Annotated in this window: 12 protein-coding genes; 8 read left to right on the top strand and 4 right to left on the bottom strand. The window is 44.1% G+C overall.

Annotated elements, in window-relative coordinates; all coding sequences use genetic code 11:
• Positions 1–145: 145 nt before the first annotated feature.
• Positions 146–1,975 (bottom strand): UbiD family decarboxylase, encoded by a 1,830-nt coding sequence (locus tag ACFSYC_RS12150; RefSeq protein ID WP_377127775.1) that lies wholly within the window; start codon positions 1,973–1,975, stop codon positions 146–148.
• 116 nt (positions 1,976–2,091) lie between these two features.
• Between ACFSYC_RS12150 and ACFSYC_RS12145 the strand changes: the two genes are divergently transcribed.
• The 3 genes from ACFSYC_RS12145 (at position 2,092) to ACFSYC_RS12135 (ending at position 3,867) form a co-directional block, all read left to right on the top strand.
• A complete protein-coding gene (locus ACFSYC_RS12145) occupies positions 2,092–2,544 on the top strand; it encodes a DoxX family protein (RefSeq protein ID WP_377127772.1) in 453 nt (150 codons plus the stop codon).
• Positions 2,545–2,655: 111 nt separating this feature from the next.
• Positions 2,656–3,492, top strand: a complete 837-nt coding sequence (locus ACFSYC_RS12140; RefSeq protein WP_377127769.1) for a sulfite exporter TauE/SafE family protein — start codon at positions 2,656–2,658, stop codon at positions 3,490–3,492.
• Positions 3,493–3,867: a DUF1634 domain-containing protein gene (locus ACFSYC_RS12135; protein ID WP_377127766.1), complete on the top strand. Its 375-nt coding sequence runs from the start codon at positions 3,493–3,495 to the stop codon at positions 3,865–3,867. It abuts the gene before it with no gap.
• Here ACFSYC_RS12135 and ACFSYC_RS12130 read toward each other — a convergent pair.
• Complete coding sequence (locus ACFSYC_RS12130) at positions 3,864–6,317, bottom strand: outer membrane beta-barrel protein (protein WP_377127763.1); 2,454 nt, start codon at positions 6,315–6,317, stop codon at positions 3,864–3,866. The two genes, ACFSYC_RS12135 and ACFSYC_RS12130, sit on opposite strands and share 4 nt — an antisense overlap.
• A 193-nt stretch (positions 6,318–6,510) precedes the next feature.
• Here ACFSYC_RS12130 and ACFSYC_RS12125 point away from each other — a divergent pair, with 193 nt between their 5' ends.
• Positions 6,511–7,482: an alpha/beta hydrolase gene (locus tag ACFSYC_RS12125; protein WP_377127760.1), complete on the top strand. Its 972-nt coding sequence runs from the start codon at positions 6,511–6,513 to the stop codon at positions 7,480–7,482.
• Positions 7,483–7,488: 6 nt separating this feature from the next.
• On the opposite strand, the gene ACFSYC_RS12120 is transcribed toward ACFSYC_RS12125, so the two are convergent.
• Positions 7,489–7,959 carry a DinB family protein gene (locus ACFSYC_RS12120; RefSeq protein ID WP_377127757.1) on the bottom strand — a complete coding sequence of 157 codons (471 nt, stop codon included), beginning with the start codon at positions 7,957–7,959 and terminating at the stop codon, positions 7,489–7,491.
• A gap of 74 nt (positions 7,960–8,033) precedes the next feature.
• Between ACFSYC_RS12120 and ACFSYC_RS12115 the strand changes: the two genes are divergently transcribed.
• The 4 genes from ACFSYC_RS12115 (at position 8,034) to ACFSYC_RS12100 (ending at position 14,590) form a co-directional block, all read left to right on the top strand.
• On the top strand, positions 8,034–9,782 hold the full coding sequence (locus tag ACFSYC_RS12115; RefSeq protein ID WP_377127754.1) for a DUF885 domain-containing protein: 1,749 nt from the start codon (positions 8,034–8,036) through the stop codon (positions 9,780–9,782).
• Between the two features lie 16 nt (positions 9,783–9,798).
• A complete protein-coding gene (locus ACFSYC_RS12110; protein ID WP_377127751.1) occupies positions 9,799–10,722 on the top strand; it encodes a DUF5996 family protein in 924 nt (307 codons plus the stop codon).
• A 128-nt stretch (positions 10,723–10,850) separates the two neighbouring features.
• Positions 10,851–12,281, top strand: a complete 1,431-nt coding sequence (locus tag ACFSYC_RS12105; protein WP_377127748.1) for a C1 family peptidase — start codon at positions 10,851–10,853, stop codon at positions 12,279–12,281.
• Positions 12,282–12,283: 2 nt separating this feature from the next.
• Positions 12,284–14,590, top strand: coding sequence for a caspase family protein (locus ACFSYC_RS12100; RefSeq protein ID WP_377127745.1), 2,307 nt, complete (start codon positions 12,284–12,286; stop codon positions 14,588–14,590).
• Between the two features lie 48 nt (positions 14,591–14,638).
• Here the strand turns inward: ACFSYC_RS12100 and ACFSYC_RS12095 are convergent, their stop codons facing one another.
• On the bottom strand, positions 14,639–15,559 hold the full coding sequence (locus ACFSYC_RS12095) for a hypothetical protein (protein WP_377127742.1): 921 nt from the start codon (positions 15,557–15,559) through the stop codon (positions 14,639–14,641).
• Between the last annotated feature and the right edge of the window lie 83 nt (positions 15,560–15,642).

The following is a 15,642-nucleotide window of genomic DNA, read 5'->3' as shown; positions in this document are numbered from 1 at the left end:
TGTACCCCCAAGCAAGTATTCAGCTATAATCTTTTGTTTGTGTTTCTGTTTGTCCATTTGTCCATCAGTTTTGTCAACCTATAGCAGGACAAGTCAACTTGTTTCATCTGTGTCACACACGCGTGAAACAAACAGCGTGAGGGCGCTAAATAACCCCGTGTAAAGCACCACCTGGTTTGCCCATCTTATCTACCAGCTTCTCCACTTCGGGGTCCTTCTCTAACACCGGCGCATGATGCGGCTTTATCCGCGCGTCAATGATCAGCGGGCCATAACAGCCCCAGTGTTTATGCTCGGTGAACTTGTTAATGCCATAAATATCGTGCGAGGGGTTGCTGCGGGTAAAGGTTACCCAAACAAAGTTGTTGATGGTGGCAGCAGTAAAGGCAGCGTCATCGCACAAAACGAACAGCGGCAGGCCGCTCAGCTCAGCTTCGGCGAAGTGCTCTTGCAGGAACTCCATCATCATTGGCATATCGCTGGTGCGTACGTTCTTAGGCACCTCAATAGCTAAGACGCCCGGCATAACCATGCTGTAACTCACAAATGGCTTAGGCAAGCTGAACCCCGCGGGCACATCGGCCCAAAGCTCGCGCTTGATCTCGCCGGCCACGGTTATAGCTACCTTGCTGCCCGAGTTTAGTCCGCTACCGCTGTAATCTAAGGTATCAATGGTAGTTCGGGTATGGAAGTGGAGGTCGCGGGTGAGGTCTATCCGTTGCAGTATGTGCTTCAGGAACGGCTCAATGTCGTTGACATTCAAATTCGGGTCATCCTCCTGCGCCGCTATGAACAGGTACTTGGCCAGGCTGAGCTGGTTCTTACCCAGTATATGGTTGGCGATGGTCAGTATCTCCTGCGGCTTGCGCTCCTTAATATAGGGCGTATAACGCTCGCTGCCAATGGCAAACAGCAGGGGGTGTACGCCCGCAGCATCCACAGCGTTCACGGCTTTCAGTCCCGGGATCTCCTGCGGTAACGCCGAACCTGTTATCTCGTGAATCAGCGCGCCAAAGCTCGTATCCTCCTGCGGGGGGCGGCCCACCACAGTGAACGACCATACCGCATCCTTACGATGGTACACGTTATGCACCTTCATTAATGGAAATGGGTGCGTCAGGCTATAATACCCCAGGTGATCGCCAAAGGGCCCCTCGGGCTTATTCTCATGCGGCTCAACGGTGCCGGTGATCACGAAGTCGGCGTCGGCAGACAGGCAAAACCCTTCCTCATCATAAAAGTAGCGAAAGCGGCGGTTACCCAAAGCACCCGCGAAGGTCATTTCAGACAGGCCCTCCGGCAGCGGCATCACCGCAGCCACCGGGTGAGATGGCGGACCACCGACAAATATGCTCACCTTTAGCGGCTGCCCCTTGGCATTGGCTTTGGTTTGATGCACGCCTATACCGCGGTGTAATTGGTAGTGCAGGCCTATCTCTTTATTTAATAGGTAATCGTTACCCGCTAGCTGGATGCGGTACATGCCCAGGTTGGCGTTCATCACGCCGGGCTTGTCGCTATCTTCGGTATACACCTGCGGCATGGTTACAAAGGGCCCACCGTCTTTGGGCCAGTTTACTATCTGCGGCAGATCACTGATATTGCACTTCTCAAAATGCCTTTTGCCCACCTTCATAGGTAATGCAGACAGAGCGGTAAGCGCGACATTAGCATACGTAAACGGTTGCTTTATCGCCTTCAGCGGATCGGTTTTGATATCAACCAGCGTTTTCACCTTATCCAGCGAATCGCGGAAGATGAACTTAGAACGCTCCAGCGTACCAAACAAATTTGATACTGCCGGGAACTTGCTGCCCTTAACGTTTTCGAAAAGCAGAGCCGGTCCACCTGCCTCAAACACACGCAGATGGATCTGTGCCATTTGCAGGTGAGGGTCAACTTCTTCTTTTATACGTATTAAATGACCGTGCTTTTCAAGATCGGCAATGCAGGCCTGTAGACTTGGGTAACCCATGTATTAATTGTATATGCTGTACGTGGCAAAGGTACAAAAGGCATTTAATGTAACGTGCCTGCGTAAAGCCCAAATATCGCAGCCCTTCATTAATGCTATTACAGTATCTTTAAACCATGAAACCTTTGATAGTACTCATCGTATCGTTCGCTATAAGCTGCCTTGCTTTTTACGCAGCTCAACATGATCCCCACATCATTTTAAGCGGACGAATAGCGATGGCCCTGATGTTATTGTTTACTTCGGTTGCTCATTTTGCGTTCTTTAAAGGCATGCTAATGACTGTGCCCCCTTTCATCCCCTTTAAAAACTTCATGGTTTATTTCACGGGAGTGCTGGAGGTTGCAGCTGCTGTTGGCTTAATGTTTACAGCCACGCATTATATAACCGGGCTAATGCTTATCCTATTTTTCATCGCGCTTATCCCCTCAAACATCTACACTGCCCAAAACCACATCAACCTCGAAAAAGCCGATTACACGGGCAAGGGCTTAAGCTACCTGTGGTTCAGGATACCTTTACAATTATTTTTCATTGGCTGGGTAGTATATTTCGCAGTACTTAATTAAAACGGCGACAGCAGCAGCAATGTCCTCCGTCTCTAAAGCTATCCAATCCCACTATATCCATAGAGAAACATTAAACTATCGCCCGCAAAAATTAATTATTAATTTAGGCGCATGTCGGTAATTGAACTTACGGTTATCATCCTCATCGGGTCGTATTTCGCGGGCTTACTAGGGTCGTTAACCGGCTTGGGTGGCGGTTTCATTATTATCCCGCTATTTAGCTTGGTATTAGGCATCAACATTCATTATGCTATTGGCGCCTCGCTGGTATCGGTTATAGCGACTTCATCAGGTTCGGCAGCAGCATTTATTAAAGAGGGCATTACCAATATGCGCCTTGGTATGTTTTTAGAGGTAGCTACAACCTTAGGCGCACTTGCCGGCGCCATGCTGGCTATTTACACATCAACCCATTACATTGCCGTATTATTTGGTTGTATTTTGATAATGTCGGCAGTAATGTCATTACTTAAAAAGTCAAATGAAACAGTGAAATATAAAAGCCGCCTGGCCGAGCGGTTAAAACTTAACAGCAGCTACCCTACTGCCGATGGCATTGTAAAGTACAATGTTGTTAATGTAGGAGGTGGTTTTTTTATGATGTTGTTTGCCGGGGTAATATCAGGGCTGTTAGGTATAGGATCAGGCGCGCTTAAAGTTATCGCTATGGATAACGTAATGCGCATACCCTTTAAAGTATCAACAACAACCAGTAACTTCATGATAGGCGTTACCGCCGCCGCCAGTGCGGTAGTTTATTTGCAACGCGGCTATATTGACCCGGGACTTTCCATGCCGGTAGTTATTGGAGTGTTACTTGGCGCTATGACAGGATCAAAAATATTAGTGCATAGCACATCATCAACCTGGGTGAGAATACTTTTCGCAATAGTAATTACTATTGTAGGCCTGCAAATGGTTTACAACGGCTTAATAGGTAGGGTATAAATGAAAACAAAAGACGTTATAATACAGGATATTATTGGTTGGGTGCTGCGCATTGGCGTTTTGCTATCGATAACTATTGTTGTATTTGGCGGTGCGATCTATTTATACCGTAACGGACAAAAACTTGCAGACTATCATACTTTTAAGGGCATCCCTGATTTCGTAAGGCCTGGGGCAATTGTAAAGGGTGTATTTAGCTTAAGGGGCCGGGCCATCATTCAAGCCGGCATTGTATTGCTCATTGCAACACCCGTAATGCGCGTAGTATTTTCAGCAATAGGGTTTATCTTAGAAAAAGATTACCTGTACACCTTTATCACTATTATAGTATTGGCTGTTATATTTTTCAGCCTGCTTACCGGGCAAGCTGGTTAGTTTGCCAATGTGTTACCGGCTAAGCCACCCGCCCGCTTTTGCTCTTCTTCATTTCCTGCCGGATGCTTGACTGTATTTTTCAAAGATGCATTGCCAAAACGATACGTGAACCCTATACGAAAAACACGGGTTTCCACCTTGTCGTAAATCGTCACATTTAGATTTTGATAGTTGATGGTTGAGCGGTCTCTTAACGTGTTAAATATATCAGACACACTGGCATTGATAGTACCCTTTTTGTTGAAAACCTGCTTGCTCAATCGGGCAGTAACCCAGTAATTCGATTTTAATTGGCCTATACCATAAAAATTTGGCGATTCGTACCTACCAGACAACTCGGCCAAAATGGTGTTGCTAAGCCTAAAGCTTTGGGTAGTAGTAAAAATAATGTCCTGCGTGCCTTTATTCAGATTTCCGTTTTGCGAATAGGCTTTAATGCGTTGGTAAGAAGCGTCCAACGAGAAGCTAGCGTTCCACCAATTATAAAACTGAACCGGGGCTAACAAGCGTAAACCCAGAATAGAATAAGTACCAAAATTATTGGCGCTAGTGATACTTACTTTAGACGAGTCGTTTTGTTGCAATACCCGCAGGTCATAAAAATCCGTCGTTACAGCACCATACAAAGCGGTTTGTAACATTTTATTATAAGTATGAGTAAGCTCTATTTTGTCAGTATACTGGGGCAACAGGCGGGGGTTTCCTCTAAAATAATCGTAAAGATCAACATACGACAAGAATGGGTTTATAGAGCTATACACAGCCCTGTTAACACCCCTATTGTAACTCAAGTTAAATTCGTGTTTATCATTAACAGTATAATTTAGTTGCAATTGCGGAAACAAGTTAAGATAATGCCTTATCACAGGTTTATTCATAGTGGCCGACATACCATCTGAGTTGGTTTGCTCAGCACGTAAACCGGCCGTAACACCAACCTTACCCATTTTGCCGATGTAATTCACATAGGCCGAGTTAATGTTTTCTTTAAATAAAAAGGTGTTGCTAAAAGTGGGCGAACTGGTATAAACACCATTCACTTTAGGACCAAATACCAGGTCATTGTCGCTGTTTACGTTACTGTACTTTAAACCAGCTTCTAAAACACCAGTTTTGGACAGTGGTGTAGTTACATCCAGCTTAGCGGCCCAAATGCGGATAGTTGAGGGGGTGAGGTTTTGAAAGTAAAGCGGGGCCCTGTAAGCTCCCCCACCGGCCAGGTTAAAATGATTATTAATATACTCGGACGATTTTCTGTTAACATCGTTATAAATAAAATCAGCCATTAGTGTGGTGCCTTTGTTACCTAGTTTGCCTAAGTAGTTAAGGTCATAACTAATATTGTTAAGCCCCCTGTCGGTGTTTGATGTGGTATTGATGATAGAATCAAGTTTGCCTTGATTAGACATTTGAAGCCAGTTATCCTTTACAAAAGCATTATCGGTAACAGTACCGCTTACTAAAAACCCGATGCTATGTTTAGGCGACAGTGCGACATCCATCCCCGCCCTAAACGTATGGTTTTTACTTAACTGTATTGATTTATAACTTACATTATACACGCTTAAAAGATCTTGATACATGATTGTCCGATTAGTAACAAAATCATGAAACTTCTTATCTTCGGAATAGTTGTAGTTTCCAAATACGTTAAAGGCGCCTTTACGGTTATTAAACGTTAAACCACCGTTAAACTTGTAGTAACTACCATATCCTCCGCCACCATTAATAACAATATTGGTACCGGCATTGGCTCCTTTTTTTGAAACGATGTTAATTACCCCACCCCCTGCAGCATCATACTTAGCCGATGGGTTTGTTATCAATTCAATTTGCTGAACTGATGTCCCCGCCATACCCTGCAACATATCTGCCAGGTCTTGCCCTGATAAGTTAGTTGGCTTGCCGTCTATGGTAACTAAAGCACTTTGCTTGCCAAGTATAGCAAAGGTGCCGCGACTATCAACATGCACACCAGGCGCCTGTTTTAAAATTTCGGCCACAGAATTACCTTCGGCAATGATACTGCCTTGTACGTATAATACTACCTTACCGGGTTTAGCATCAATGTACGATCGTTGTGCGGTTACAGATACCTCTTTTAACTGGGGCAGGTGAATTATCAGGTTAATTTCGGGGACGGCAAATCTTTTGCCTGTTTCTACAGTATAGGGGCCGGTTAATGATTGGTCATAACCTATCTTGCTTATTATTAAAAGGTATTTCCCCGGCTTGGCAGCCATGTTATACTTACCCTCATCATCGCAGGTGACAGATTTGATAATAGAGGAATCGGCAGCAGATAACAAAATAACCGTGGCTGCCGTAGCCGGCAGATGTCGTTCGTCAGAAGCTTTACCATAGATGCCCGAAGAAACGGTTTGAGCGAAGGTAAAGTGACAGCTAACCAGTAAGAATGCCAATAACAAGCACCTTGTTAAAAACCTCATTATACTATACGTGCGAATGATCAATTAATTTAGCTCATAAAGATGATTATAAATACTACAAATACCACATTTATACGTTCAAATTACATTAAAAGTTATCAATAGCCTGCTGTTGTATGTTAATAAGTATCACGGTATTTAATGTTTTTTATTAATTTTCGTGCTTACTGTTACTGTGTTACCAAACTGCCCAATGAAAAAGGTTTATATTATAATACTGGCCCTCTGCTTCGCTTCAAAAATTTTTGCTCAGGCAGAGATTAAGCTGGACCCTACCTTAAGCGAATCGCCGGTGGCGTTAAAAACGCTATCCGGTACAATTGCAGGCACGCTAACCATCCCCAAAAATACAAACGGCAAAATACCGGTGGTTTTAATTATTGCAGGCTCAGGCCCGGTTGACCGCGATGGAAACAGCGCGAAGTTAAACCTGGCAACTAATACCTATAAATTAATAGCCGAAGCTTTGGGCAAAGACGGCATAGCATCATTACGCTATGACAAGCGCATGGTGGGCGAAAGCGCCATTGGTCAAAAGGAAGAAAACCTTCGTTTTGATGACTATGTAGATGATGCTATCGGCTTAATTAACCTTTTAAAAGACGACCAACGTTTTTCAAAAGTCATTGTTCTGGGCCATAGCGAAGGCTCATTGGTTGGTATGCTGGCTGCTGCATCAACAGTTGGTAATACTAATGCGTTTATATCTGTAGCTGGTGCCGGGCGTAGGGCGGACCGTGTGTTGAGGGAGCAAATGAAATCGCAACCTGCATATATATCAGAGGGTTTTAACAAGTTGATGGATTCGCTGTCGGCGGGTAAAGTGCAAAAGAATGTAAACTCATCTTTATACTTTATCGGCAGGCCCAGCATACAAAATTACCTGATGAGCTGGTGCAGATTTGACCCTGAAAAGGAGATCAAAAACATTAAGGCACCAATATTAGTGGTACAAGGGAATACGGATTTGCAGGTAACTGTCGCCGATGCGTCGAACTTAAAAAAGTCTGGCACCACCTTAATCATTATTAATAACATGAACCATGTGCTTAAAGAAGCGCCTGCCGATCGTGAAAAAAACATGGCTACCTATTTGGAACCCAACCTGCCCTTAAAGCCCGAGTTTATTACAACGGTGTTGGATTTTATTAAGAAGCTTAAATAAGAGCAACTAATAATTACCCTGTAACCGTCGTATTACAATGATTTCGCTAATGTGATATGCCGTATGGTCGGCAATCTGCAAGGCTTCGCGCAGGATGCTTTGTCCATCGCCGTGAGGTAGCGGCTTATAAATGTCAGCTTTTTTAAATAAGGATATAAATTCATCCAGCTCGTCGTCAATTTGCTTAAGTGAACTTTGCCAGGCGGCTTCGTCAACAGGCGCGGTTTCTGTGGGCCAATACTCATCAGGCCATTTAGGCGATTGGTGGTTTGCATCAAAACTAAACTGCAGCATATCCCATTGCGCTATGCGGATATGCTCAACCAACTGCCATATGCTGTAAGGCAGTTGCGCGGGTTTATCCCCACGTGCACTTGGAGGCAAACCTTTTAAAGCATCGCGCAGGCTGATGTGCGCGCTGCCACCTTGCAATAGTTTAACAATTTCGGCAATAATGATATCGTGTTGGGCACTCATGGTTTGATTTGTTTTATTGTTAATGGCATTTTTGGCTTAAATGTTCTAAGTTTATCCCATAAAATTAATGCACCATGCGTAAGCTTTACTTCCTTGTAGTTTCTTCTTTGTTTTTGATAGGGTGCCAAAAAGACGGCCCCGGAGCCTTGCTTACTGCAAAAGGCGATGAGGCCTTTGATAATTATAAAGACCATTACCTTGAAGCATTATGGAAAGTAAGTCCTGATAAAGCAGCAGGTGAAGGCTATCACAAATATGATAGTATCCTAGTTATCCCGAATGACAAGGGCCGCGAGGCTATCATCAACTTTGTAAAAACGCAGCAGGATTCGCTATCCCGTTTTGAAGTAAACGATTTGACAGAACCTAATAAAATTGATTACCGCATACTTCAAAATCAACTCGAGTATACAAATTGGCAACAAACCGTATTAAAGCCCTGGCAGTTTAATGCCGGCTATTACAACCCAGTACCCGCATTTGCACACATCCTTAATGAAAGTTATGCGCCGCTGGCTAAACGCCTGCGCAATTTGCATCAAAAAATGGCTAGCCTGCCTCAATATTACAAAGAGGCCGAAAAGGTGCTTAAAGACGCCGTGCCCGAACTAACAGCACTTGCCATTGACCAGCAAACCGCCGGATTAAACATTATTGACCGCGATTTTATAGACTCGATAAAAAAAGCCAACCTGCCGGCTGCTGAGCAAAAACAAATGACCGACCGTGCTAACCTTGCCACAGCAGCCATGCGGATGCATATTGCCTGGCTAAAAGCTGTAAAGAGCGACAAGCCCCGCAGTTTCCGCTTAGGCAAAGCGCTTTATGAAGAGAAGTTTAAGTACGAAATGCAGTCGGCCCTTACAGCGCAGCAGTTGTTTAACACAGCTACTGAGCGTAAAAAGCAAATTCATAAAGACATGGCTAAACTAAGCCGTCAGCTGTGGCCAAAATACATGGGCAAAAAAACCATACCGGCCGATTCGCTTGCAATGATAGCGCAGGTATTAGACACTATATCAGCCAATCATACTACCGCAGCTAACTTCCAGTCGTCTATTGAGGATATGTTGCCTAAGCTGTCGACCTTTGTTAAAGAGAAAGACTTGCTGACACTTGACCCGTCTAAGCGCTTGTTGGTACGTAAGAGCCCGGCCTATTTTGGCAATGTGGCCGGCGCTTCATTAAGTGCGCCGGGGCCGTATGATAAAAATGCCAACTCATATTATAATATTTTAAGCCTCACGGGGATGTCTACCGAAAAGGCACAAAGTTACCTGCGCGAATACAATAATTACACCTTGCAGATATTGAGCATCCACGAGGCTATCCCCGGTCATTATGCACAATTGGTATATGCTAATAAGGCGCCAAGTATGATCAAATCCATCTTCAGCAGCGGGCCAATGGTTGAGGGTTGGGCCGTTTATGGCGAAGAAATGATGTTGGATGCCGGTTATGATCCATCGCCCGAAATGAAGCTGATGTGGTACAAATGGCATCTACGCTCGGTTTGTAACGCTATTTTAGATTATGCTGTGCACTGCAATAACATGAGCCAGGAGTCGGCATTGAAGTTTTTAACGCAGGACGCATTTCAACAACAGGCAGAAGCAGAGGGTAAATGGAAACGCGTAAGCCTAACCAGCGTACAACTTTGCAGTTATTACCTGGGCTACAAAGAGATTGTGGACCTGCGCGATGCTTACAAGATTAAAACCGGAGCAACAAAATATAAGCTGAAAGAGTTTAACGAAAAGTTTTTGAGCTATGGCAGTGCGCCCGTCAAGTTAATAAGAACGGCAATGCTGGGGAATAAATAAAAGATCAAACCCAATCATGAAAACTGCCTGGCCACAACTAGTTTACCCCGATTTAAAGGACACTATAGCTACCGTACAACTTTGGACGCAGATAGTAGGTAAAATCCGCCTTAAAGCCATGCCATGGCTTAATCACTCGTGGCATGTTACGTTGTATGTGTCGCCCAGTGGATTGTCGACACATAGCATCCCGTATGGCGATCGCAGCTTCCAGATCGACTTTGATTTTATAGCACATCAACTTATTGTTACCTGCAGCAGTGGCCAGCAGCAAACCCTTGGCCTTTATCCACGGACCGTTGCTAATTTTTACCAAGAGCTATTTGAGAAACTGGCTACGCTGGGTATAGCTGTTGAAATATACGCTAAACCCAATGAGGTAGACCCGGCCATACCGTTTGCTGAAGACGAAGAGCATAAAACCTACGATAAACAACAAATAGCGGTTTTCCACAAAGCACTACTTAATATCGACAGTATCTTTACCAAATTTAGGGCAGGGTTTAGCGGTAAATGCAGCCCGGTACATTTCTTTTGGGGAGCGTTTGATTTGGCCGTTACCCGCTTCTCGGGTCGCAGGGCACCTTTACATCCTGGTGGGGCGCCAAATATGCCTGACAAGGTGATGCAGGAAGCTTATTCGCACGAGGTTAGCAGTTGCGGTTTTTGGCCCGGCAGCGACGCTTTTCCGCACCCCGCATTTTACGCCTACTGCTACCCCACCCCGGCCGATTTTGGCCAGCAACCAGTAAAACCCGCGGAAGCCTTTTACAGTACCGATATGGGCGAGTACTTTTTAAAATATGAAGATGTAATTAGGTCTGCAAACCCCGAAAAAGCTTTAATGGATTTTTTGCAAAGCACCTACCTCGCGGCAGCAAATACCGGCAACTGGGACAGGGAAAACCTTGAATGTGATTTTAGCTGGTTAAAACAATAATATATTATAAATATATTTAAATACGCGGTCGTTATCGTCTTTTAACCAGCATATTAAACTGATATAACTATTAAAAATATTTTTTATAATTATTATAGTAAGTATATTAGCATTACTAATTTAAGCTAATGAAAATACCTATACGCGCCTTATATTTCGCCGTACTTTTTTGTTTCGGCGTTTGTGGCGCTGCTAACGCCCAATTTGCTACCGGTCTTGATTTTGACGACGATGGCTATCAGCAAGTCCCTAAAAAAGCTACTTTAACCCGCGCCCTAACGGTATTACCTGCCAAGGCTTCCATTAAACAATACGCACCCTACCCTAAAAGCCAGGAACAGTTTGGCACCTGTGTGGCGTGGTCTGGCGCTTACTGCGGCCGCACCATTATAGAAGCTATTAAAAACAATTGGACCGACCGTAACTATATTACTGCTAACGCTTTCTCGCCTGCATTTTTATTTCGCTTGCTTGAACCCAATGACGCCGTTTGTAAAGGTGGCGCTAATGTCGAGGATGCCTTTAGCCTGATGAAAAACAGGGGCGCTATTCCATTTTCAGCGTTGCCGGTGCAGTGCGTATCAAACTTAACTGCCGAGCAGCTCAGCCTTGCCGCTAATGCCAAAATCAAAGACTTTGTACGCCTGTTTGATATCGGCGCAGCAGAAAATCTAAAGGTTCAATCAGTAAAAAAATCTATTGCTGAGAAAAACCCGGTAGTTATCGCTATTCGGGTTGCTCCTTCATTTCAAACTGCCAGAAACTGCTGGTTACCGGTTGAAACACCTGCAGCCAATATGGGCGGCCACGCCATGTGTGTGGTAGGCTTTGACGACAACATGTACGGCGGTGCTTTTGAAATTCAAAATAGCTGGGGCCAAACCTGGGGTAATATGGGTTATATATGGATCCGTTATGCAGATTTTGCCAATTTTGTTAAATACGCATTCGAGTTTGTTGATCCTCCTATAATAGCGCCAAACGTAACGGATTTGTCAGGCGAAATAAAGCTGGCTTTAGCGGGTAATACCGAGATGCCTGCCAACCTGCTGGTATCTACCCGTGGGCTTAAAGTTGTATCAGCCAACAAAACAGCGCAACCTTTAACCATTTATAAAACTAACGGAGCTTATACAGCAGGCACCAATTTCCGTATCTATTTAAGCAACGATCAGCCGGCTTACGTTTACGCCATTAGTTCTGATTTGAGCAATGAAATCACCAGGATCTTTCCGTACGAAGATGGTATCAGTGCGGCATTGAGCTATAAAAAAAATGCTGTAGCCATACCAGACGAGGACCACTTTATCCAGTTCGACGATAAACCGGGTACAGATTTTTTATGCGTTCTGTACAGCAAAAACGAACTGAATATCAATCAATTAATTAAACAGGTAAGCACGCAAACAGGCACTTTCAACGAAAAGGTTTTTAAAGCACTTGGCGATAGGTTAGTTGCCCCGGCGGACATTAATTTCAGTACAGACAAGATCGCTTTTAAAGGCATTAGCAAAGGGAAAGAAGTTATAGCGATGATGGTAGAATTAGATCATAAATAAGCATGAAAAAAATTGCTATACTAATATTTGCTTTGTTGTTTGTTTCGGCGCTTACAACGTCGGCACAGGTTATTTACGATAAAAAGTTCACTACAGCCGAAGCGCCGTTTGCTTATTATAACGATGATAACATGACCGGGCTGGTGCGTAACGGGCAATACGTGCTTACCCACAAAAAGAATTCCTATTCAATCACCACAACAGAGGTAGCAATAGATTATGCGCGCGACTTTACGATAGAAAGCACCATTACGCATTTAGGCGGGGTGACTAACTACCCACTTGGAATAACCTTTGGAGGGTCGGATTTTTTAAACCTGTATTATTTTGTTATTGCGCCTTCCGGAAATTTTTTACTCAGGGCAACAAATAAGGGTGCCCCCGTTGATCTTAAACCATGGACCGCTTCAACCGCAATCCGAACGGGCAGTAATGTGCCTAACAAATTGAAGATTGCTAAAGTAGGTACGGAGCTGGTAGGTTATATTAATGATATTGAGGTGATGCGCATGTTGTTTTACCGCCCCTTTGGTAATAAGGTTGGATTTTTGGTACAAGATGTACAAACCGCAGGATTCAATAATATAAAAATAGCTTATACAGATAACCGCCCTGCAATTGTAACCGCGCCAAAAACAGTTACACCTACAACGCGTAACGTTACCGCCCCGTCTCGTAATATTATCGAGATGGCTTATAGCACTGATTTTAACGCCGATGATAAAAATGAGTGGGTATTACCGCCTACGGATTCGGCGAAAACATCAATCAGCAATGGCGAATTTGTGATAAGCCGTACCGCCAAGTTAGGTTTTACGGCCTCTGTAACCGCGCCCGAAACTAAGGTAGATATGAGCCGAGATTTTATCATTGAAGCCGAGACCGAACATTACCTAGGCACCAATAATTATGGTTACGGCATAGATTTTGGCCGCGATAGCCTGGAGGCATACCAATTCACCATTGCCGCGGCGGGCTATTATTCGCTAGCACATTTTACAGACAAGGTTAGCAGCCTTATACCATGGACGGCTACCGACGCTATAAAGAAACAAATCGGTGCAAAAAATAAATTAACAGTTGAAAAGAACGGGGCCAAACTTAACCTATACATCAACGACGAATTGGTAGACACCTACCCTTCCATTATACTAAAGGGCTATCGTTTTGGCCTCACCGCAGGCAGTAACCAACACGTGGGTTTCAGTTCGTTGCGCGTGGGATACACAGATCAAAAACAAACACCCGTTGTTGCTAAAAACAAAACAGCTGATCAAAACGATACATCGCCCCCAACTATAAATATTAGCAGCCCGTCAGTAAGCAGGGGGCTGAAAATTGTACAAAATACAGACAAGGTGCATATTGTAGGACTAGCTAGCGATGCCAGCGGCATATTCCAGGTGGTAGTTAATGGCACCCAGGCTAAAGTAGATGCCCAGGGCAATTTTACCGCAGATATTGATTTAGCCATTGGCGAAAACCCGCTGATGGTAGTTGCAACCGATATGAATATGAACAAGGGGGTAGCCAGATTTTCGGTAACTAAAGAAAGCACTATTCAGAAAGAGAACAAAGTAGTTAACGTGGTACAAGCATCGGAAGGAAAATTTTATGCCCTGTTGATAGCTGTGCAGGATTATAAAGACCCATCTATACAAAGTTTAGATGGGCCGGTAAAGGATGCCGCCTTGCTGGCATCGGCGCTTAAAACCGGCTACACTTTTGATGCGGAAAATGTCATTACTTTAAACAACCCTGACAGGACCGGCTTTTTTGACGCTTTTGACGCATTGACCAAAAAAGTTACCGCAAAAGATAACCTGCTGATATTTTATGCCGGCCACGGCAATTGGGATGAAGCACGCATGCAGGGTTACTGGTATCCCGCCGACGCTAAGCTTAACCGCCGCGATACCTGGGTAACTAATGATGACCTTATTGGCTTTATACGTGGCATAAAATCTAAACATACCCTACTGGTTACTGATGCTTGCTTTGCAGGCAGCATATTTAAAACCCGCGGTATTGAGGCTGCCCCAAAGGGTATCCAAGAATTGTACAACACCCCAAGCCGCAAAGCCATGACCAGCGGATCAATGAAGGAAGTGCCCGATAAGAGCGTATTTATTGAGTACCTGGTTAAGCGCCTGAAAGAGAACACTGATAAATATCTGCCATCAGATCAACTATACACCAGTTTCCGAATTGCAGTAACAAACAACAGCGAGAACGGGCAGATGCCACAGTTTGGTGTAATAACCCAAACCGGTGATGAAGGCGGAGATTTTATCTTTATAAAGAAGTAATAGAAATCACAACTGCCGCAAGCGTTGGCGGTTTGGGGAGGGTACGCTTTAAAACGCCAACGAGTATTGCACATTCAACACCCATTTACGTGTTAAACCATCTGCACGCACCTGCCTGCCTTTTATAGGCATGGCGGCTAACAATTCTATCCGGTTATTATTTTTAAACTGTTTAGTTACGGTAAGACCTTCGTTTATAGTCAGCCCCCGGGTGCCATCAAGCACATCGCGTTGGCCACTAGGATTTAGATAAGTATCCTGCCCTAAATGGTAAATAGCCAATAGATTAGGCTTTAAAATGATGTTGGCCGGCAGGTTTATATAGTAACCCACCCTGAATAATACGTCGGGTTTACGTTCAAAATTATTAGTATTCGGAAAATATTTTATCCGGCTTTCGTCAGGATAAAGACCAGGCGAAAACGAACTTTTATTATTGTGAATCACCGGTAATTGCAGCGCAAGATCGGCCTCAAGATGCTTATGTAAAACGTAATTTATTCCACCAATAACATCGTAAGTACCAATGCTTGATTGGTAATCGAGCGGCAAAGGTAAGCCATTGGCATTTTTATCATTCGCAGTAGTAAGCGGAATTTTTATCCCACCTACTAAACGCAACTGATGCTTGGTGGTATTAGCCGCCCTATAAGTAACAACGCCATACACATCGCCTAAATTAAACCGACTGCCTAAAAAGCCCTTTGCATAGGTAGATGTAAGTTTTCCCTGCAACTGCCAATGCTCATTTAAAATGACACCATATTGAAGGTATGGGTTATAGGTTAGCGTTTGTTGCTCGCCATAGCCAAAGTTAAAACCAACATCGAGCATATGTTTTGGCTGCGCGTCACCATCTAGGTTTTTTAGTGCCCCCAAACTGCAAAAGCCGGCATCGCTGCAGCCTTGAGCAAGTGCATTAATTGAAAAAGCAGTTAAAGCAAGTGTAAAGCAAATATTTTTTATCATGATGGTAAGACATTATGTATTTACGTCTTAGTCGCATTCAAGTCAAATGCCTTACATAAGTTTAAAAAATATTGACATTGGCT

It is taken from the genome of Mucilaginibacter antarcticus, assembly GCF_042686155.1.
GTDB lineage: Bacteria > Bacteroidota > Bacteroidia > Sphingobacteriales > Sphingobacteriaceae > Mucilaginibacter > Mucilaginibacter antarcticus.
This window is presented reverse-complemented; position numbering and strand designations above follow the sequence as displayed.